The sequence below is a fragment of the Arenibacter hampyeongensis genome (genome assembly GCF_002909255.1).
GTDB classification, from domain to species: domain Bacteria; phylum Bacteroidota; class Bacteroidia; order Flavobacteriales; family Flavobacteriaceae; genus Arenibacter; species Arenibacter hampyeongensis.
In genome coordinates this window covers 166,498-188,346 of sequence record NZ_PIOB01000009.1, presented here as the reverse complement: position 1 = coordinate 188,346, position 21,849 = coordinate 166,498, and the positions used below count along the sequence as shown (strand labels likewise).

The 21,849-nt window shown below is 37.2% G+C and carries 18 protein-coding genes and 1 pseudogene; 4 read left to right on the top strand and 15 right to left on the bottom strand.

Features of this window, described 5'->3' with window-relative positions; genetic code table 11:
* Positions 1 to 44 precede the first annotated feature (44 nt).
* Together CWD91_RS18825 and CWD91_RS18820 are read left to right on the top strand one after the other, a co-directional pair.
* Positions 45 to 659, top strand: coding sequence for a hypothetical protein (locus CWD91_RS18825; protein ID WP_103442521.1), 615 nt, complete (start codon positions 45 to 47; stop codon positions 657 to 659).
* Positions 660 to 714: 55 nt separating this feature from the next.
* Positions 715 to 1,329 carry a hypothetical protein gene (locus CWD91_RS18820; protein WP_103442520.1) on the top strand — a complete coding sequence of 205 codons (615 nt, stop codon included), beginning with the start codon at positions 715 to 717 and terminating at the stop codon, positions 1,327 to 1,329.
* A gap of 113 nt (positions 1,330 to 1,442) precedes the next feature.
* Here the strand turns inward: CWD91_RS18820 and CWD91_RS18815 are convergent, their stop codons facing one another.
* The 13 genes and pseudogenes from CWD91_RS18815 to CWD91_RS18755 form a co-directional block, all read right to left on the bottom strand.
* Positions 1,443 to 2,228 carry a coiled-coil domain-containing protein gene (locus CWD91_RS18815; protein WP_103442519.1) on the bottom strand — a complete coding sequence of 262 codons (786 nt, stop codon included), beginning with the start codon at positions 2,226 to 2,228 and terminating at the stop codon, positions 1,443 to 1,445.
* A gap of 275 nt (positions 2,229 to 2,503) precedes the next feature.
* Positions 2,504 to 3,337, bottom strand: coding sequence for an abortive infection family protein (locus CWD91_RS18810; protein WP_103442518.1), 834 nt, complete (start codon positions 3,335 to 3,337; stop codon positions 2,504 to 2,506).
* A gap of 161 nt (positions 3,338 to 3,498) precedes the next feature.
* A complete protein-coding gene (locus CWD91_RS18805; protein WP_103442517.1) occupies positions 3,499 to 4,362 on the bottom strand; it encodes a hypothetical protein in 864 nt (287 codons plus the stop codon).
* Between the two features lie 79 nt (positions 4,363 to 4,441).
* Complete coding sequence (locus CWD91_RS18800) at positions 4,442 to 5,086, bottom strand: recombinase family protein (RefSeq protein ID WP_103442516.1); 645 nt, start codon at positions 5,084 to 5,086, stop codon at positions 4,442 to 4,444.
* A 144-nt stretch (positions 5,087 to 5,230) separates the two neighbouring features.
* The gene (locus CWD91_RS18795; protein ID WP_103442515.1) at positions 5,231 to 5,554 is read right to left on the bottom strand and encodes a hypothetical protein; all 324 of its coding nucleotides are present in this window, start codon (positions 5,552 to 5,554) and stop codon (positions 5,231 to 5,233) included.
* A 175-nt stretch (positions 5,555 to 5,729) separates the two neighbouring features.
* Positions 5,730 to 7,154, bottom strand: a pseudogene (locus CWD91_RS18790) (YifB family Mg chelatase-like AAA ATPase); the annotation flags it as partial.
* A 310-nt stretch (positions 7,155 to 7,464) separates the two neighbouring features.
* On the bottom strand, positions 7,465 to 9,861 hold the full coding sequence (locus CWD91_RS18785; protein ID WP_103442514.1) for a penicillin acylase family protein: 2,397 nt from the start codon (positions 9,859 to 9,861) through the stop codon (positions 7,465 to 7,467).
* Positions 9,862 to 9,962: 101 nt separating this feature from the next.
* A complete protein-coding gene (locus tag CWD91_RS18780; RefSeq protein WP_103442540.1) occupies positions 9,963 to 11,843 on the bottom strand; it encodes a CocE/NonD family hydrolase in 1,881 nt (626 codons plus the stop codon).
* A gap of 121 nt (positions 11,844 to 11,964) precedes the next feature.
* Positions 11,965 to 13,947, bottom strand: a complete 1,983-nt coding sequence (locus tag CWD91_RS18775) for a protein-disulfide reductase DsbD family protein (protein WP_103442513.1) — start codon at positions 13,945 to 13,947, stop codon at positions 11,965 to 11,967.
* Complete coding sequence (gene tilS / locus CWD91_RS18770) at positions 13,947 to 15,251, bottom strand: tRNA lysidine(34) synthetase TilS (protein ID WP_103442512.1); 1,305 nt, start codon at positions 15,249 to 15,251, stop codon at positions 13,947 to 13,949. The genes CWD91_RS18775 and tilS overlap by 1 nt, the downstream gene beginning before the upstream one ends.
* A gap of 32 nt (positions 15,252 to 15,283) precedes the next feature.
* Entirely contained in the window at positions 15,284 to 16,129 is an 846-nt protein-coding gene (locus CWD91_RS18765; RefSeq protein WP_103442511.1) for an alpha/beta hydrolase, read from the bottom strand.
* Positions 16,130 to 16,216: 87 nt separating this feature from the next.
* A complete protein-coding gene (locus CWD91_RS18760; protein ID WP_103442510.1) occupies positions 16,217 to 17,515 on the bottom strand; it encodes an anthranilate synthase component I family protein in 1,299 nt (432 codons plus the stop codon).
* A gap of 6 nt (positions 17,516 to 17,521) precedes the next feature.
* Positions 17,522 to 18,055: an NADPH-dependent FMN reductase gene (locus tag CWD91_RS18755; RefSeq protein ID WP_103442509.1), complete on the bottom strand. Its 534-nt coding sequence runs from the start codon at positions 18,053 to 18,055 to the stop codon at positions 17,522 to 17,524.
* 116 nt (positions 18,056 to 18,171) lie between these two features.
* Between CWD91_RS18755 and CWD91_RS18750 the strand changes: the two genes are divergently transcribed.
* Positions 18,172 to 19,389: a heparan-alpha-glucosaminide N-acetyltransferase domain-containing protein gene (locus CWD91_RS18750; RefSeq protein WP_239985860.1), complete on the top strand. Its 1,218-nt coding sequence runs from the start codon at positions 18,172 to 18,174 to the stop codon at positions 19,387 to 19,389.
* Between the two features lie 55 nt (positions 19,390 to 19,444).
* Positions 19,445 to 19,681 (top strand): CDGSH iron-sulfur domain-containing protein, encoded by a 237-nt coding sequence (locus CWD91_RS18745; protein ID WP_103442508.1) that lies wholly within the window; start codon positions 19,445 to 19,447, stop codon positions 19,679 to 19,681.
* A gap of 107 nt (positions 19,682 to 19,788) precedes the next feature.
* On the opposite strand, the gene lpdA is transcribed toward CWD91_RS18745, so the two are convergent.
* Both lpdA and CWD91_RS18735 read right to left on the bottom strand, forming a co-directional pair.
* Positions 19,789 to 21,195 carry a dihydrolipoyl dehydrogenase gene (lpdA, locus tag CWD91_RS18740; protein ID WP_103442507.1) on the bottom strand — a complete coding sequence of 469 codons (1,407 nt, stop codon included), beginning with the start codon at positions 21,193 to 21,195 and terminating at the stop codon, positions 19,789 to 19,791.
* Between the two features lie 116 nt (positions 21,196 to 21,311).
* A complete protein-coding gene (locus tag CWD91_RS18735) occupies positions 21,312 to 21,770 on the bottom strand; it encodes an Lrp/AsnC family transcriptional regulator (RefSeq protein WP_103442538.1) in 459 nt (152 codons plus the stop codon).
* Positions 21,771 to 21,849: the final 79 nt, after the last annotated feature.

Here is a 21,849-nt window from a genome sequence, read left to right as displayed (position 1 = left end):
AATTATATTAGATAAAATTTGTTTTAAACACTTATATAACAGCAATGAATAAGTTGACTAAATTATTGCTAGCCTCTTTTATAATGCTTTTTTTCAACTGTGGTCAAAAGAGATTAGATAACAGTAAGATTGATTTTGAGGTTCGGAAGATTGTTATTACTGATGGAGGAGATATTGAAAATCCAACCATTGAGAGAAAATCTGAAAAAGAAAAACAGCTTTATCTTTTCTATGAAGATGAAATTAAAATGTACCAAAAAGATCTTTCTAGAACATTTGATTTATTAGATTCATTAAGGGATTACAAAGAATTTTATCTTGAAAAAATAGCCAAACGTCATGCCGAAATACTGAAAAATGGCACCGATTATGACAAAGAAAATTTAGAAATATTTAGTCCAACTGCAGAAGACGAATATGAAGACATTTTAGGCTATAATGAATCGAGTCAGCGCTATACCTTCAAAAATTTGGATTCGGTTAATAAGCTATATGAAAGTGTGTCTAAAACAGCTTTATGCTATGAACTTGATTATGTAATAAGTGGTAAATCCCCATCATCGGAAAAGAATTTGATTCAAAATATACGAATTTGGGTGGATGAAGATTCGAATATTTTCAGACGATTGTGGTTAGACCTTCCGACAGAGGTAGAATAAAAATTTAGACACCATAAAGTATCTATCATGAATATATTCAAAAATAACAATCGAAATGAATAGATATATCAAGGCAATGGAAATCGGATTAGCTAATGAAAAGGAAGGCATTAGCTATTTTGATTTATTGGATAAACTACAAATAGAGTTGGATTATTCTTTTAATAGTTCGGCAGAAGTAACATTCATGTCATGGTTCAATGAAAATTTTGAATCGCACAGCAAGGTTAACCTACACAATACAGACTACCAGACAGGTATGATACTATATTTAAAGAATAAGTATGGTGTTATAGATGAAATAACAGACCCAGGCGAAAAAAGATTTTTTAATTTTTTCCATTCATTTAGAAGTAAAAAATCTTTTTTAAAAGGTAATGCAGCAAAGCAATACTTAGATTATCAAGAACTACAGCAATCTGTCAAATCTGCTAATTCTGCACGCAATTGGGCTATTATTTCAATTATTGTAGCACTCTTTGCAATTGGTATAAGTGCCTATTCGGTAATATCTAGTTCCAATCCTCCATATGATGTAAAAATAATTGAGGATAAAACTAGAACCGATGACTTACAAAAGGAGAACAAGCAGTTAAAGGAGGAATTGTTTAAGGCTGAAATGATGGTAAAGGTATTGGAGGAAACAAAAAAGACTCCATTAAAAAAGTAAAAAGGTTTTGATGTTACTTTAGTATGCAATTAAGCTTAGCACGATATACTCTAAAACGCATAGAGCATTAAAAATATTATTAAGAGCATTTGTTAATCTCTCCAGCTTCGGGTTTATTCTGTATGATTAATTCCAAATCTAGCTCGTTTGAATAATTTTTTTCCATCTTCGGTGAGATTATATCTATCTGCACCTCCGGACAGAGCTTGGTCTTTATGAGATATAAGTCCATATGAAATCAAATGGTCAACCCTAGGGTCACCTTTGTCTATATATTCAGCCTTATTTATACGTACAGCTAGCTTTCTAAAGAAATCGAGCAAATCACCACTTTTTAAAGCATCATGCAAAATTTCAATTTCATCAAGGTCATTTCCATTTTTATCCAATTTATTTTTTTGGGCTTCTTCATTTTTTTGTTTGGAAGCTTCAAAAATTTCGTCTTCTAAACTTTTGATACGAACTTCAAGCCTAGACTTCGACTCTCTTTCTTGGTCAAGTCTTAATTGTAATTTGTCTCTATCATTTCGAACCTGTTCATGTATGGATTTAAGAACAATTGACTTGGAATCCGTATTTTTATAAACCCAAGGTTTTATTTGTTCTTCTGAAATATTTATAATTACTCTAGCCATATTCAGTACTATGTAGGTAATTATAAGAACTAGAAAAGTCAATGCTATATTCCATAAAATACCTTCCGTGAAGGAATGGGTATTATAGTAGCCATTTATAAATTCAATTTTATCCTTCAATTTATATGAATTATCAAAATTGAAAAGAGAATATATCAACTCCCAATTTCTAATAAACCATATAAAAATATATGTTCCTAAAAACGGATTTCTGGTTTTTTCTCTAAAATTGTCCCCGAAAGATACTAGGAATTCTTTAATCATTTTGTTTTTATGCAAATGGTGTGAAGCGGGGGACTCGAACCCCCATAACCCTCTGTCCTAAAAAGTCTAATTTTCGACGGCTATTATTATTCCAAAGCAAAGGCTCCATTCTTCACACGAGGGTCGCTTCACGAATAAACATTGTCAATTTTTCCATTATTACAGATTTTATCAGTTCTATTAACACCATTACTAATGCGAAGAAAAGAAATTGACTGAGGTCAAATAGATATCCGGTTACTAATTCTACTTTACTACATAGGCTCTTATATATCTTAAAATGGTAAATCCTCCCAATCCACTGATTTACTCTCTACTTTTTTATTCTCCATATTAATAGTTTCCTCAATGGACATAATGAACTTTAGTGAATTGGTCACATTGTTAAAAATAAGCAAACTTTCGGAATAATTTAAAATCTGATTATCATGTGCTAAACTTCTATTGTTTCTAATATCATTAAATGCATCAATAACATGAATAGAATATTTTAGAATCCTTGCCGTCATTTCAGATTCAATTTTATTTTTAGCTACGATAAACCTAACGTATTTTCCGAAAATTGCATTTAGAGATTCGTCTTTTTTAATAACTATACTATGATTTTCACAAAGTTGTCTGATAAATTTCATTACATAGGTATGTAACCTATCTAAAGCAACTTCTGGTTCATTTTTATTTATACTCTCACGAATAGATTTGGCAAGTAAACTGAAATCTCTGTCATCTTCAACTTCTTGTATAACATCTATTTCACTGACAATTATATCAGACTTCAACCTCATAGAGATTTTTGTACATTCTTGGTGAAGTCTTTCTAGGGCATCATTTGTTTTGCGTTCGTTCATATTTACCTGAATGAGCCAATACTCTAAAAAATTTTCAATAAGAAGTCCAACAATATAATTAGATTCAAAATCCCAAAAAGCTCTTAATCTTCTAGCTTTTGATTCTCCATTTTTATAATACTTATCTTCTTCAATATTTATTTTTATGGAATCGTAAATAAAATCATGAAAGGTTCTATTGCTAAAATCCAATACATATCCTCCTTCCATTTCAAACATCTTTTCTAAATATCTCTTATCTTGATAGCTTAGGTCTGCCATTTAGTTTTTAAATTATTCCAAGCGTACGCTAATGAAAGTTACTGTTTGTAATCTACTAACTTTTGGGTTTGTCACTTCTTTTTTGGTTAAAGCTATTGTTTGATTACTAAACTAGCATTTTTAATAATTATAATGATTGCGACGCAAATATTAGTATCAATCTAAAATCTTACCATAGAACCATCATTGGGCATTTTGTCGATAATTTCAAGAATCTTTTTTCTCAAAAGATTTAACGGAATAATAACCTTTCTGGATTCTTGCTCATAAATATATAAATCATTAATGTCATATTTATTCAAGCCATCTAATGAAGTATAGGTCCCATTTACATTAATATATAACCTGTCACTATCCTCACTACGCAATTGTGTAAAACCTGTTTCCCACACAGAATTTTTGTTCATTTTAAATTGGTCTGGAAAAAAATTGATTATACTATAGCTATATATCCCATCCTTGTATTCGGTTAGAATACCGACCTTAATTTCGAAATTTGTTGCTCCTGCATCTTTAACTCCAATAGTTAATTTATACTTCTTTATTGGGCCAATTTCTCTTAATAGGGATATGCCTGTTGAATCAATTCTTAATACTGGATTGTCTGGAGCTATATATTTGCTTATTGGTTTGTTTTTAATATTGATAATCTCCTGATTAACGGTGTCTAATTGAAGTTCCTGTTTTTTAAAAGCTGTGGAAATATCGTCAAACAGTTTGTTACTTATGGAATCGACACCATTTTTAATTCCATCTGTAATTTTGTTATCCCTTAAATCTCTTTCCTGTTGTAATTTGAGTACTTGGTTTCCGTTTTGCCTTTGATTATTTAATTCTTGGCATATGAGTAATCCAGTTATAACTAAAAGTATAAAGACTACAATTTTTCCTCTCGTTGTTAATCGTTTTAATATGTTATGATGTCTGTTATCAGTTAATCCTCCTTTAGTGGTCTCAAAGGTTAGCCAAATGGTCATTACAGCTAGGGCAATTACAAATATAAGGTTAGGAACTGTGAAACTCATGAAGTAATGTCTGTAGCCAAATTTATTCTTTTTCTTTTATATGGAGTTTAATTATGTTAAAATTAATGTTTAAAAAATTCTATTTCGCCACCTCTAGCATCCTCAATTTTACCTTCTTCACAGTAACAAAAGCCTTTTTGGTATATTTGGATACTTTATTCATTGATAGACCGTCATTAATGAGTTCTACGATGTCTTTATGACGAGTTAGGTAATCTTCATCAGCCATTACCGCTCCGACCTTACGCCCCTTATAAACACCTTTTGCCTTAGCGATTTTTATACCCTGATTTTGTCTTTCCTTGATTGCCTCGATTTCCAAACCTGCAACTGAACCAAGTAGGTCAATAATCATTTTGGCTATACTATTCATTGAACCATCTTCATTAAGCAATTCCATTCTAATATTTTCCGCAAAGATTTGTACACCGTTTTCGATAAACCAATTTAATTGCTTCTGCATTTCAACTACGTTCCGCCCTAGCCTATCGACTGAATGAATAATTACGTAATTGATTTTGCCATTTTCGATATCCTTATTCAATCGTCTTCCCGCTGGTCTTTGGTCAAATGGAATTAAACCAGATATCTTATCTTCATATAGTACCGTGTTTGAATCTGTTTCACGTTGTCTGTCGGCATTTTGCTCTATGGATGATACTCTGATATACTTAGCCTTTTTAACGATTGTTAACCACTGTGTTTTGTTAATTGAATTTTTCATGCTATTAATATTTAGGTTTGTAATTATACCCTAAACATACATGACTTTATGAAGGTATGCTACTGATTTTCAATATATTGTATAAAAAAAACCTCATTAAATTAATAATGAGGTCTATTATGTTTGTTGGCTTAAATGAAAATTTTAGAATAATTTTGGATCAAACTTTTCCGAGCTAATTTTGACTAATATCTCTGAATAATGTTGGATGTAATTAATAATTTTTTCTGGCGAAAATATTTCGTTCTCTTGCAATCTTAGGTTAATTTTTAATGCCTTCAAGAGAGTAGATAAATCGTCAGCAGTTTTTTCAATCGCTTGTATTTGAAATTCTGGCATTGTTTCTTCATCTCTAAGGTCTCGATTTATTACATCCATTAATTTTTCATCAAATTCATTCAACTCGATAGATTTTCTGTTAAACATATTTACTTCACTTACTTCACTTACTTCACTTACTTCACTCATAATGTAGGTTAAATTTTAGCATAATTGCGTTGTTGCAATTATGAGTGAAGTAGAACAAAACCCAAACTAGTTTATTGTTACCAATACACTGATAAAAAATAAATAAATATTAAACGCTTATTTAGCCCAATGTTTAAGGGGTTTTAATGAACTATATATGAAGTAGAGTGTTATTTAAAATCCTGTCATAGGCCCGTGCCGAAAGATTTAAGCGTTCCATGGCATTTTTTAACAGCTCCTTGGAAGGATCGTCCATCTTACAATATTTGCGTATGTGCTTGGTATTCATCTGGGCATTGTAATGAACATTCTCCATTTCCTCAAAGCGCTGGGTCTGAATTTCCCTAGCGGCCGTAACCCTCTTCCTGATTTCAACACTACTCTCCCCTTTTCGTTCCTCGGACAGTTTTTCAAAAGGTACAGGGGTAACTTCTATATGTATATCGATACGATCCAATAAGGGCCCGGAAATCTTGCTCAAGTACCGTTGCATCTCAGCCGGTGAGGAGGTAACCGGGGCATCTGGGTCGTTAAAATATCCCCCAGGACTCGGATTCATACTGGCCACCAACATAAAACTGCTTGGATATGTAACGGTAAATCGTGCCCTGGAAATGGTAACTTCCCTATCTTCCAAGGGTTGTCTCATAACTTCCAGTACGCCTCTTTTAAACTCGGGCAATTCATCCAAAAACAATACTCCGTTATGGCTCAGCGATATTTCTCCCGGTTGTGGATAGGCCCCGCCACCGACAAGGGCGACATCTGAAATCGTATGGTGGGGACTTCGAAATGGCCTTTGATTCATAAGTCCCATATTCTTGATCTTTCCTACTACAGAGTGAATTTTGGTAGTCTCCAAAGCCTCATGTAAGGTCATAGGTGGCAATATGGAAGGTAGGCGTTTGGCCAACATTGTCTTCCCGGCACCTGGAGGGCCTATCAGGATAATATTGTGTCCGCCTGCAGCAGCTATTTCCATACAGCGTTTTATGCTCTCCTGCCCTTTAACGTCGGAAAAATCGAATTCCGGGAAATCCAGGTTTTTATAAAATTCTTTTTTGGTGTCGATTATCGTCTGCTCCAAGGGAGTATCCTTGTCAAAGAAATCTATGACTTCTTTTATATTGTCTATGCCATATACTTCCAGGTCATCCACGATAGCGGCTTCTCGGGCATTGTCATTAGGCAAGATAAACCCCTTAAATCCCTCCTCCCTTGCCTTAATAGCTATGGGCAAGGCTCCCTTTATAGGCTGCATACTGCCATCCAGGGAAAGTTCTCCCATGATAATGTATTTTTCAATGGACTCGGATTTTATCTGATTGGAAGCGGCCAAAATACCAATGGCCAAGGTTAGATCATAGGCCGAACCTTCCTTGCGAAGATCGGCAGGAGCCATATTTATGGTAATTTTTTTTCCAGGGATTTTGTATCCATTGTTTTGCAATGCTGCCGCAATTCGATAATTACTCTCTTTAATGGCATTATCTGGTAAACCTACTAGATGGTAGCCAATGCCTTTGTCGATATTTACTTCAACTGTGATCGTTGTTGCCTCCACCCCAAAAACCGCACTACCATATACTTTTGTAAGCATTTACCTATTATTTTTTTAAATGTAAGTAAATAAAATAAATTTTTAGGTGTTGATAATGGGCTAAATTAGAGGGTGTTGGAATGTATTTTTAATGAAAGGGTGGAACTTTAACTGTAAACTGCCCTAGGACACTTTACACTTCAAGCAACGGATTGCCACGATCTGCCTGCCAACTATCAATAACTTCTTAACAACCAATGTCAACTGCAACTGCCAATTGCTCACCATTCAATATACATTAAATGTGTCACTGCCCACTGCAACTGCCGACTTTTAATTAGATTTTATAGTTGGCATTGCAGTATATAAATTATTTTTTAGGCTCAAAAACCAGTAAGGATTTTTGGGTTTTGATAATCTCCTCTTTGTTCATCATCATTTTTCTGAATTTTCCCTGATTGTACATTTCGGCCTGATCATCATAATGTTCGCTGAACGGATTTCCCGATTGTCCCGTGGGAAGGATACTGGTACTATTTTCAATATCCGAAAAGTCGATTACCCTTCTTGTGGAAGGACCGGAGCTAACTGGGTAAAAGCCGGTTTCATCGTATTTAAAGTACATATTATTGATGACTTCCCTTGTTCCGGAAACTGGAAACGGCCCTACATTGAAAAGAGACCTTAGGGCTTTGATTTGTCCTATGGGATGCCCGTGCTCCAAGGTGTGCAGCTTATTCCATGTCCATTTATTGGGGTCCTTGCCAAATTCTTCTTCCATAGACTGGTAAGCCTGTTTAAAGGAAAAGTTTACTCTTTCTTTTTTTGTTTCTACACTGTCCGTGGTGGTAATATCGTCCCACCATACTGAGGTTTCCTTTTCTGCCATATGGGCTATTAGGCGTTTGTGGAAGTGGGTATCCAGCATTTGACCAAACATCTCTGTCCCCAGTTCATCCTCGAAAGTATTCTTCAATATAAAATATATCCAACGATGGTAAATACCGGGTTCTATTTGTTGCAATTGACTACTGCCGTCCCATAAGTTTAATTTGTCCAAGATAGCGATTTGCTTTTCGTTCATTTGCTCCACTTCCATGCTTTTGGATAAATTGGTAACCACTTCGGTATATACCCCGGAGGTATCATCCAACAACATCTCCTGAACGTCCTCTTTCTCCCAGTCATCCTTTGGCTCTAAAAGTGATACAATGCGCTTAGCCCTATCTTCGGGCAAGTAATAACCAGGGTAAAATCTACCATTTATTGTGTCGGGCTGATTGTTGGCTGAATACACATAGTTCCAGGATGGATTAATGGCCATGGGATTTTCAGAAAAATCCAAATATCGTATGGGCTCGTCCTTTCCCAAACTACCTTCCAAAATAAACTTGGTATTGGTGCTATCCGGCATTTCATATAATTTTGCCGTAGCAAACCATGCAACATTGCCCATGGCATCACCATACATCATGTTTAAACCGGGGGCGTGTATATTGGGAAGTGATTCTCGGAATTCGGATAAATTTTGGGCGTGCGACATGCCATAAAGTGCATCCAAGATTTTATTTTCCATTTTTGTATAGATCCAGGACATGGCTATTGGGCGTTTATCCTTTACCTGATCGGCAATACCGTTTAGTATTGGACCGTGATTGGATTTTTTATAGGTGAACATGACATCCTTCTTCCCTTTTACTTTAATAGTTTTGGAAATAACTTCATATTTTTTCCAACCAGAGGGTGTTTTATAGGAGTTGCTGTCATTCTCATTTTCCTCCTCATAGTAGAAGTCTATATCGTCGTTCTCGAACATTGTAATCCCATATGCCAACTTCCTGTCATGGCCCAAAATGGGAAATGGGACTCCGGCCAAATGATAGCCATACTTTTCGTAGTTAGGGGCATTTAAATGTGCCTCGTACCAAACGGAAGGTTGGGCAAAGCCAATGTGGGGATCGTTGGCCAATATAACTTTGCCATTATTAGTTTTATTTGGGGCTATAACCCATGAATTGCTCCCTTCAAATTGAGGGACGGGAAAACCTTTTAACACTTCGGAAACGAGGCTGGCCACCTCATTTTTAATTGAGTCGCGAAGTGTAGGTTTGTAATTTTTTATCAATGTTGAATTGGGATCGGTGTCCAACCCCAAATCAGTTAAATAATCAGTTCCTAATTTGTTCTTGATGTTGGTAAGTAGAGGATCGGTCTTATGGGCCATGGCGAAATCAAAAGCCATATAGCCAATGGTATTAAAGATATCCTTCAGTGCAAATGGTGTTTTGTCCAGACCGGTAAGATGAAATTCAATAGGCGTAGGACCTTCTTTTATATATTGATTTATTCCGTCCAGATAGGCTTGTGATAGTTGAACTATGGGGCTGTTTTTAGAAATCATTTCCACAGTCTTTGAAGAGGCATCATCTATGCCTAAGGACAAAAAGAATTTGTCAGTCTTTAGCATGTCCTCACCAAAAATTTCCGAAAGTCCCCCTTTACCAATTCTACGCAACAATTCCATTTGCCATAATCTGTCCTGTGCATGTACATACCCCAGACTTCTTAGGGCATCCTCCTCGGAATTTGCATAAATATGAGGGATTCCAAAGGTGTCGAAATAAACTTCCACCTTGTTGTTTAGCTTGTCCAATTCCTTGGTTCCAGTATACTCTGGATAGTGTTTGTATATGTATACAGCACTGCTAAGGGCCAGAACAACCGCGATTCCCAAGACTAACCAAAGTAACTTTTTAAATACTTTCACATTAATATGTTTACCTAATTAAAGGTATATTAATTTGGGGTATAAAAAAAGTACCTCTGGAGGTACTTGTAATTTTCTTATCAGAATATTCTTTCAGAATTTTAGGGCTTTAACAGGGTAAATTCAATTAAAGAAGTATTGTAAACTCGATGGGTTTGTTTTTGAAAGTCCTCAGCCTTTGCTTCAAAAATATTGTCGACATAGGTCTGTGGGTTAATATCAATATATGGAAACATAGTACTTTGGACCTGAACCTGAAGTTTATGCCCTTTTTTAAAAGTATGGAATACATCCTGAAGCTGAATATCTACCTGTGTTACTTCACCTGGTATAAAAGGTTCTGGTTTTGAAAAATCATTTCTGAATCGGCCCCTCATTGATTCGCTGCGCACCATTTGATGATAGTTGCCCATTTTTAAATACAACTGGGTTTCCTCATAGCTCTCGTGATCGGGAGGGTAAACGTCTATTACTTTTACTATCCAATCCGCATCGGTACCTGTGGTGGAAACACTGAGTTTTGCCATAATATCACCGGCAAGGGTTAGTGGCTCCTTCAAAGGTTCGGTCTCAAAAACCAAAACATCGGGTCTGCGGGCTGCAAAACGTTGATCATCTGTCATGAACTTACGCGGGGTAAACACCATTTTTATGTCTTCAGAATAAGGCACCGGTTTTTTGGGGTCACTAACAAAATCCTGAAAGGAATACTCCCTAGTTGCAATTTGTCCTAGTCTCTGGTTGCGTTGTAGGGAATATGTTTCTTTGGTGGTGTTCTTGGGCGGCCAGCTGTCAAAGGTTTTCCATTCTTTGGTTCCAGTATCAAAAACGTAGGCTTCCGGCAAACCCTTGGTCCCACCCTCCCCTTTTAGAAAGTGATTGAAAAACTTGGTTTCAATATTTTCCTGATAGAACTTGGATATATCATCCCCAAAATAAACATTGCCAATGGCCTGGCGTTTTGTTTCTTTGGACCAGTCCCCATGGCTCCAGGGACCCATAACGATAGTGTTATAATTGGAGCTATTTTTTTCTATATGTCCATAGGTATTTAATGGTCCGTAAAGATCTTCCGCATCAAACCACCCCCCTACGGTCATCACTGCTGGCTTAATATCTTCCAAATGCTGGATTATTCCGCGCTTCTGCCAAAAGTCATCATAATTTGGGTGCTCTTTTAATTGTTGCCAAAATACATTATCCTCCTTATAATACTTATCCAAATTGGATAATGGGCCGGCATCCAGAAAGAACTGATATTGGTCTTCCGTCCCCAATTCAGGGAAAGTATACCATTCTTCGGTAGTGGGTTGGTCTTTCATATAGCCAAATACCGCCGTAGCCTTCCAATAACTTAGTAAATATGCGCCGTTATGATGAAAATCGTCAAAAAAGAAATCGCCGATTGGAGCTTGAGGTGAAACCGCCTTTAGTGCGGGGTGGGCATCCAGTAGAGAATAGGTAGCATAAAATCCGGGATAGGAAATTCCCCATACACCTACATTGCCATTGTGATTCTGAATATTATTGATCAACCATTCTATGGTGTCGTAGGTATCCGATGCCTCATCTACTTCCCCTTCTTTTTTGTTTGGAATATAAGCCCTCATATTGTCGTAAACACCTTCACTGTTCCATCTGCCCCTTACATCCTGATAAACCACGATATTGCCTTCTTTCATCATTTTTCTATTGGGAGATATTAGGGCTTTATATTCATTGGAACCGTAGGGTCTACAGCTGTATGGCGTCCTGGACATTATAATGGGATACTTCTTGGAAGTGTCCTTTGGAGAATAAATGGTGGTATGCAATTTTATTCCGTCCCGCATAGGAATGGTGATTTCCTTTTTGTTGTAAAAATCAGTGGGGTTATAGGTATCAACTACTCCAGTCTTGGTTTTATTTGTGGAAGCTTGTATCCCTACTCTTCCACACGATACCAGGATAATAGCTGATAAAATAAATATAATCTTTCTCATGAAGGTTGAATTTGTTTTAGTTGATCCTGTAGAATTTTCTCCCAATTTCACGATTGTTTTTTCTTCTTAGGGACATGGTATAATTGCCAAATCAGCAAGAACACTTTCATATGGGTCTAATTCATTTATTCTGCCCCAATTCCTTAAAATTACTTACCCCTTTTGTTAACCACTCCTTATAGGTGTCCCGATCCGTATATTGGACGGCACTATTCAAAATTTCCATATCTGGTGAAAGAATCACATAATAAGGTTGTGAAGCTGCGTTGAAATTTAAAGTTTGGAAAGTACCCCATTTTTCACCAATGGTATTGATTTTTTTAACACGTCCGGATTCGTATTTAAAATTGAATTGTTCCTCTTCGGGCAATTCCTTTCTGTCATCTATGTACAGCGATATTAAAACATATTCGTCTTTAATTATAGGATAGATATCCGGCTCGCTCCAAACTGTTTCCTCCATTTTTCTACAATTTACACAGGCCCAGCCCGTAAAATCCAGAAGTACTGGTTTGTTCACTTTTTGGGCATAGGCAAGGCCCTTGTCAAAATCCTTAAAACAATCTATTCCCAAGGGACAATCGCTCTCTGTTTCAAAAACACTGTAGAAATGAGGTGGTGGAAAACCGCTCAACAATTTTAAATCGGTAACTTTCGTTAGGCCCAATATCAGATAGACGGCAAAAGCGGTACTTAGAATTGCGGTAAGTTTTCGACCAGACGACAAGCCTTGTTTTGGTCCGTCATGTGGAAATCTAAATATGCCAAATAGGTATAGGGAAAGCAATACAAATAAAAGAATCCAAATCCCTAAAAAGATTTCCCGTTTAAAAAATCCCCAATTGCCTACTAAATCGGCATTGGAAAGAAATTTAAAAGCCAGCACCAATTCCAAGAACCCAAGGGTAACCTTTACCGTTGTCATCCATCCTCCAGATTTTGGCAGGGAATTTAGCCAGGCAGGAAACAAGGCAAAAAGGCCAAAAGGCAAGGCTAGGGCGACTCCAAAGCCGACCATTCCCATGGAAAGGTTGGTAGCCACGTCCCCATCGGCCAAAGCAGTGCTTCCCAATAACCCTCCTAAAATAGGACCTGTGCAAGAGAAGGATACAATGGCCAAGGTAACTGCCATAAAAAAGATGCCAAAAGCACCTCCCACCTTATTGGAGGCCGAATCCATTTTATTTGCCCAAGAACTAGGCAGGGTTAATTCATAATATCCAAAAAACGAAAAAGCAAAAAATATGAATATGAGAAAGAAAAATAGGTTTAGCCAAACGTTGGTCGCAATGGTATTCAGTATTTGTGAATCTACCGAATCGAACAGATGAAATGGCAAACTCAATAAAAAGTAAATAAGAACGATAAAAAAGCCATACAGTAAAGCATTGGCAATCCCCTTGGACCTATTTCCTCCCTGCTTGGTGAAAAAAGAAACCGTTAGGGGTATCATCGGAAATACGCAGGGTGTTAGAAGTGCAATCAATCCACCTAAAAAACCCAACACAAAAATGGTCCACAATCCCGATTTCCCATTCACTGCATTATTATCTCCGTCAATCAACAAGTCCTTGTTCTTAAGGTCCAGCAGTAGTGCATAGCTCATGTCCAGACTGCGTTGATCAACGATTTGCTCCGCAATAATCACTTCCCCATCGGTCAAGGAAATATGGAATATTTCATCCTTTGGGATACAGACCTCCTTACAGATTTGATAAAACAAGCCAACCTCGACCTGAGTGACCTTCGGGTTAAGCAATTTTATTTTTTGGGTAAATACGGCCTCGTTCTTAAAGAAGGTTTCATCTACCTCAAAAATGTCTGAGTATTCGGTTAGTGTCTCGCTTTCTGCTGTGCCTCCCACCAATTCGTATTCCTCACCCACTTTTTCAAAAGAAAATTCACTTGGCAAGGAGCCATTTTCATCCGTAAATTGTGAAAAAATGTGCCAGCCGTCATAAATATCCGCCTTAATGATCAGGTTGTACTCGGTATCGGATATTTTTTCTGCCTCATAGGTCCATACCACCGGATTTTCATCCGATTGGGAAAATCCCAGGAAAAAACCAAACACCATCAAAAACAATCCTAGTATATGCTTCATTATTCGAAAATGATCTTTAATATTTCTTTAGTTCTTTCTGTAATTTTAAAACGGTCATCGGCGCGTTTTCCTATGACCCAAACAATATCATTTCCAGAACACAACAACCATTGATTTTCTTTGGCAAAGATATCCATCTTCTCATCCTTGAAGTATTTTGACACCTTTTTCTTACCTAACATTCCAAGGGGGTAAAAATAATCCCCTTTTTCGCATTTACGGACAGTTAGGGGATACTTTAACTTTTCTTTATCTACGTAAACTGATTTTGGGGAACTCTCCCCGATCGATTTTACCGTACTAAATTTTAAAGAAATAGGTTCTGCCAATATCTCTTGGCCCTCTTCAATATTAACAACCTTAGTATCCTCCTGTTCTTTAGGTTTTAGCAATAAAAATTCCCGATCTTTCAGTAGTCTATGAGTATTGGAATGTACCTCTTTTCCACTATTGGCACTTAGCAAATCGTAAATGTCCTCCCATTGTGTAAAACCGTACTCCCTAAAGAAATGAAATAGATAGGCTTTTGTAGGATTCAGAGCCAATAGTGTGGCTGCTTTTATCTTTACTACCTTTCCCAATTTACCAAAAAGTTCCTTTTTTAAATGGATGATATGGGCGGTTGATATTTCTTGGGTCTGTCCAAGATATTCCTGTGTCTTTAGAAAATTACTTAAAAAATTGGGGTTTAGTTCCTTTAATTTTGGAATTATATTATGGCGGATGTTATTCCTTAAATATTTTGTGTTTTCATTACTGGCGTCTTCCCTCCACTTCAAATCGTGATCTTCGGCATAGGCTACAATTTCAGCTCTAGAAAATGCTATTAAGGGTCTGGATATGGTAGCAGTGCGCGATGGTATCCCAGTTAGCCCTTCAATTCCAGTTCCTCTTGATAAGTTGATAAGAAAGGTTTCCAAACTGTCATCTGCGTGGTGTGCCGTAACCAGGGTCTTAATATTATTCCCTTCCATTATTTCTGAAAACCATGTATAACGGAGGTCCCTTGCTGCAATTTGCAAGTTCGTTTTATGTTTGGCAATGTATCCTAAAGTATCAAAACTGGTTACAAAAACATCCTTGGCGAAGGACGCAGCCAAAACTCTTACGAGTTTTTCGTCCTTATCACTTTCCGCACCGCGTAATTTAAAGTTGCAATGCGCTATTGCGAAATCCATTTTAGAGGAAAAACACAAATGGGCCAGAACAATACTATCGATGCCGCCACTGCAGGCCAATAGAAACTTGCCTTCTCTTAGATGGGGAAAGTACAGGTTTATGTGATTACTAAAATTATCTAGCACAACGCTAATTTACGTAACAAAAATGACTGCAGCTATATCTGGCCGTAGAAGTCGTTGATCCTGTTCCTTAACCATAAGGCAATCAAATCCATAGTACCCTTACTACCAACATCTTTATGTAATTCATGATAGCCATCCTCAATTAAATGAAGCTCGGTTTTGCTGGAATTTTTGTGTAATCTTTGTGTTCCACGGTAGTCAATAATTTTGTCTCCAGTGCCGTGAAGCAAAAGGGTTGGGGTATTAAGCTTATGGGCATTATTTATGGCCCACTCGCCTGCTTCCATTATTGGAAAGGAATACATTGGGCTTACTTTATCATGGACCAAGGAATCCTCAATATACTTTTCTACTTCCTGGCCTATTCTGGAGATGTGCTGTGGATTTAAACCAGATGACATGGTTAGGGAAGGAAAAATTTGCAGCATCGCCTTTCCTAAGGTCATTTTCCATTTTGGAGGTTGAAAGGCCAATTTAAGATAAGGACTGGTAGCTACAATTCCGGCCAAATCGGATTTTATTCTCAAAGCATGGTTTAATACTAAATTTCCGCCCATACTATGCCCGTAAAGGAAAATAGGTTTATTGGGATTTAGTAATATAGTCTTTGCTATGATATTGTCCAATAGCTCCAACAATGCACTATAATTGGGACAATGACCGCGTTTTCCACCCGATTTTCCATGTCCAATATTGTCATAACCATAGACAACCAAATTTTCTTCCAAAAGTCTAGGGACAACATCGTCCAAGTATCTACTGGAATGTTCCCCAAATCCATGGACCAGAACAACAACACCTTTTATTATTTCCGGTCTGGTATACCAGGCATAAATTGGAAAGGCCTTGTAATGAAGATCAAGCATTTTTATATCCATAGCTCTTAAAATATAGAATAATACTTATACCAAGATTTATAAAAGGTCAAGGTAGACTGAAAATTGTTGATTAACAAGTATGACTAATTAATTTTCAAGCACCTGTCTCATGGCTTTTGCCTTTAGGAGGCATTCTTCATATTCTTTTTCTGGAATAGCCTTGGCGGTTATGGCGCTCCCGACTGAGAAGGAAACATATTGGGCTGTTTTGTTATATAGGATACTTCGGATAACAACGTTAAAATCAAAATCGTTTTCAGGGGTAAAATAGCCCACGGTACCTGAATAGAGCCCTCTTTTTGATGCTTCCAGGGCTTCAATTATTCTCATGGCGGAAACTTTAGGAGCTCCGGTCATACTACCCATGGGAAAGGTCTCCATTATAATATCCACGGGGTTTGCAGTGCTGGAAACCTCTGCGGATATAGTGGAGATCATTTGGTGCACTTGATCAAACGAATATACCTTGCACAATTCCTCCACTGCAACGGTTCCCTTTAAGGCACTTTTGGAAAGATCGTTTCTTACCAAATCCACGATCATAATATTTTCTGCCCTTTCCTTTTCATCATTCTCCAAGGTTTTTGCCAACGCAATGTCCTCGTTTTTATCCAAGGAACGCTTTGCAGTGCCCTTGATGGGTTGCGATATAATCTTGTTATTTATTTTTTTAATGTAACGTTCGGGCGAAGAGGATAATAGATATTTGTCGTTGATCTTTAAAAAAGTCGAAAATGGTGCCCGGGTAATGGAATTGAGCTTTTGATAGGTCCTTAATGGATCAATTCCTGTATTCTCGGCATAAAATTCCTGACAAAAGTTGGCTTCATAAATATCTCCCCTATGTATATGGTTGAGCATTCTACCTACCCGACTAAAATAGTCGTCCTTAAAAATTCTTAGTTTAATGCGTATGTTGGATTCAACTTCCAATACCGAGCTAATTGTATCTTTGATATTGGAGATGGACTCAAAATCTATTTCAATTTCATCTGCTACCATGTTTAGATAATGGAAGGTAACTTCAGTTTCCTCAATCATTATCAACTTTTTGGGCTGAAAAAAGTAAAGTTCCGGAAAATTTAACCCGTCTACATTAGCGGAGGTAAGCCGTTCAGTATCATTTTTTAGATCATAGGACAAGTAGCCAAAGATCCAATCCTTGGCGTTGGATTGGTATGTTCTTAAATCTTCAAAAGCATTTTGGGTGTCCGTTACGATCGATGTTAGCGCATCTACAGCAAGCACACCGTCAAAAGAGCTGTACTTGCTTTTATGTCCGTTGCTGTCCAGCCAAACAACCTCATAATATTGTTGCGACCAATGCAAAAGGGACCGCTTAAAAGTTATAATGTCCGAAACCTTAAATGATACCTTTTTTCGCAAAGATTATTAAATTTGTGATAAGAATATTTCCAAAGCGTTTTTATGGGCTATTGCAAGTTCAGGGTCGGTTATACCTTTTGCCTCATCAAAGGTATGATTAAAGGATGGTAAAGAAAAGGTGGCTACGACTTCTCCTCCAAAACGAGGTAGAATACCCTTGGTGACCTCCAAGGAGCCAATGGCTCCCCTTCTACCTCCGGAACAGGACATAAGTAAAATTTTAGTATCGGCGAGGTAGTTTCTGTCCACTCGCGATAACCAGTCCAATACATTCTTGAAATATGCGGACGGATTGCTATTGTGCTCGTTTACGGAAATAATCAATCCCTCGGCATGGACAATCTTGTCCTTTAGGCTCTTTAGCAAATCGGAATACCCTTCATTTCTTTCCAAATCCTCACTAAAGACCGGGAAATTATAATCTATCATGTCTATTAGGCTAATATCTTGATCACCAATGAGTGAGGTGGTATATTTCACCAATTTATAATTTATGGAGGTGCTGGAGTTGCTCCCAGCAAAGGCCAAAATACGAGACATCCGAAATTATTTATTAATTGAACAACGAAAATACCGTAAAATAGATTGAATTGCGAGGAATTTGTATAATTTTGCACGCGCAAACATCCAAAACCACTGTTATACAAGTATATAGGATGTATACCAAAGTAAATATGGGCAATAACAACCTGAGACTTTATTTTATTGATGCCATGAGGGCATGGGCAATCCTTATGATGTTACAAGGACATTTTGTGGACGGATTGCTAGACAATGCGTTTAGGGATAATTCCAATAGCGTATTTTCCGTATGGAAATATTTCAGGGGCGTTACGGCACCAGTATTTTTTACCGTATCCGGTTTTATATTTACCTACCTTTTAATAAAAGGAAACGATATTGGGTTAAACAACCCAAGGGTGAAAAAAGGGATTAAACGGGGATTGCAATTATTGGCAATTGGCTACTTGCTTAGATTAAACTTTTTTGGATTATTGAAAGGCCAGATTTATGGTTCTTTTTATCTTGTAGATGTATTGCACTGTATTGGGCTTTCTATTTTGGGCATTATCGGAATTTATCTTCTGACCATTACAAGAAACAAATATCTTTTCCCAGGAGTATTATTGGTTACCACTTTGGTTTTATTTGTATTGGAACCTAATTATAAACAATACGCCCATCATTACTTGCCAGAGTTATTGGCGAACTACCTTACTAAGGCCAACGGATCCGTATTTACAATTATGCCATGGTTTGGGTATGCAACTATTGGCGCTTTTATGTCGGTCTTGTTTACCAGATTCAAGAATTTCAAATATTTATATCCTGCTGCAATAGCCAGTTTTACTATTGTTGGCTTCGGTCTTTTGTTTTATTCTTCAGGTTTCTTTTTAAAACTATATAATTGGACGGGAATGCTTATTTTTTCGAAGGTTTATTTCAACAATTATCTGTTTATAAGATTAGGTGATGTATCCTTGGTTTTTGCCGTGTTTATGTTGTGTAGACGATTCATGAGTAATAATACCGTGCTGAAAATTGGTCAAAGCACCCTCTCCATTTATGTGATTCATTATATTATTTTGTACGGCAGCTTTACCGGTTTGGGACTTTATTACTTCTTAAACCACAGTCTTTCCCCTACTATTGTAATTCCAGGTGCCATTGTATTTATGCTGGCAACTACAGTATTGGCCCTGCAATATGAAAGGAACAAAGTTCATATAAAGCTACAATTGTCCAATGCTGTCAAGTTGGTCCAACTAAAAGGGGAGTCTTGGTTGAATAATGAAGGGCAACCACTATTAAAAGCTTTTGTGCTGAAAACTAAGGTGACGTTGACACGCTTATTTAGATTGGTAAAAAATTAGAAGTACTTTCATTTTCCTAATTGCTATTCCCTTATTTTCGCACAAAAAAATATAGATGAGCGATACGAATAAAAGATTTTCACCGATTGCGGTGGAATTGGAGAAAGATAAAAAATATAAATGGTGTACTTGTAGCCATAGTAGTGTTCAACCTTTTTGCGATGGTTCCCATAAGGCGGAAAACGCCACACCCCCTTTGGTCTTTATAGCAGAAGAGGATAAAAAGGCCCATTTATGTACCTGTAAACTGACCAAGAATCCTCCATTTTGCGATGGAACCCATAAGATTTAAATACAATTTGATTACTGATAAATAATACTTAGGGAATTACTATAATACAAAAGCCCCGTTAGACACAATCTAACGGGGCTTTTATTATCAACTTGTTCAATTATTATTTAAACATGCAAAGCTCTATTGTCCGTAGCTGCTAAAGCAGCTTCTTTTACGGCCTCGGCAAAGGTTGGATGTGCATGGCTCATTCTAGAGATATCTTCGGCGGATGCCCTAAATTCCATAGCGGTTACCGCTTCCGCAATAACATCGGCCATTCTCGCACCTATCATATGAACTCCCAAAACTTCATCGGTCTCCTTATCGGCCAATATTTTCACAAAACCATCCAGGTCCATACTTGCCCTAGCTCGTCCCAAGGCACGCATAGGAAACTGACCTACCTTGTATTCCACACCGGCTTCTTTTAGTTGCTCCTCCGTTTTTCCTACGGCGGCTACTTCAGGCCAAGTATAAACAACTCCAGGTATTAAGTTGTAATCTATATGGGGCTTCTGTCCGGCTAATATTTCTGCCACGAAACTTCCTTCCTCTTCCGCCTTGTGCGCCAACATGGGACCTCTTACAACATCACCTATGGCGTATATATTTGTTATATTCGTCTGTAAGTGTTCATTTACTGCAATGGTACCATTCTTTTCCAGTTTAACGCCGGATGCTTCAATGTTTAGCCCATCCGTAAAAGGCCTTCTGCCTACTGATACCAAACAATAGTCTCCGGTAAAGCTTATCTCTTCTCCTTTTTTATCCTCGGCTTTTACAATGACTTCTTTGCCCTTGGCCTCCACGGATTTCACCTTATGGGACAAATTGAATTTTACCTTTTGCTTTTTCATTACTTTCAAAAGTTCTTTTGAAAGTGCTCCATCCATCCCGGGAATAATACGGTCCATATATTCGATGACCGTTACTTCTGCGCCAAGACGTTTATAAACCTGCCCCAATTCCAATCCAATTACACCACCGCCAATAACTATTAAATGTTTGGGAATTTCTTTAAGCTTTAAAGCTTCCGTTGAGGTAATGACACGGTTCTTGTCCAATTTGATAAATGGCAAGCTGGATGGCTTAGATCCCGTGGCAATAATTATATTTTTGGCCTCAATGGTTTCTATTTTGCCGTCGTTCTTTATTATGTTGACATGGGTTGCATCCTTGAAGCTTCCAAGACCCTCGTAAACTTCTATTTTGTTTTTGTCCATAAGAAACCTGACTCCGCCACTGGTTTGGTCTACAACAGCTTGTTTCCTGGCAATCATTTTTTCAAGGTTTACCTTGATTTCTCCTGGAATTTCAATCCCGTGATCTTCAAAATGTTTCACGGCATCTTCGTAATGGTGGGAAGAATCCAATAAAGCTTTGGAAGGAATGCAACCTACGTTAAGGCAAGTTCCACCTAAAGCTGAATATTTTTCTATTATCGCAGTTTTCATTCCTAACTGGGCACAACGGATTGCTGCAACATATCCACCGGGACCTGAGCCTATTATGGCCACATCGTATTGGGTCATATTATTATTGTATTGAAAAGATTAATTTAATCATTGTAATGACAAAAATACAAATGTTTTGTAGTTGAACAACATTCATATTCCTTGGGATATGAACGTTTTATGGATAAAAGTTATTAAATGAATACTTCTGTAGTGCTTTTTACTTCATTGATTACAAAAGAACTTTGGGTACTTCCAATATGATTTATGGCGGTAAGTTTAGTAATCATGAACTCCCTGTACTCTTCCATGTTGGCTACGTATATTTTTAAGATATAGTCATAATCCCCACTGGTGTGATAACATTCGGCTACCTCATTTAATTTGAGTACCTCCCTTTCAAACCGGAGAACATATTCCTTGATGTGCTGAACCAGTTTAATATGGCAAAGCACGGTAAAGGCCTTGTCGACCTTCTTTTTATCTACCAAGGCTACATATTTGGTTACTACCCCCAACTTCTCGAGTCTTTTTATGCGCTCGTATATGGCCGTAACAGATAAATTTAATTGAAGAGCGTACTCTTTAGTGGTTTTTTTGCTATCATTTTGTAGCAATCCCAATAATTTAATGTCTATTTCGTCAAACTTCATGGTGATATATTTTCTTTGGTTAGGCCACAATTCCTCACATAGCATAAAAATAAACTAAATAATATACAATCTGTAGATT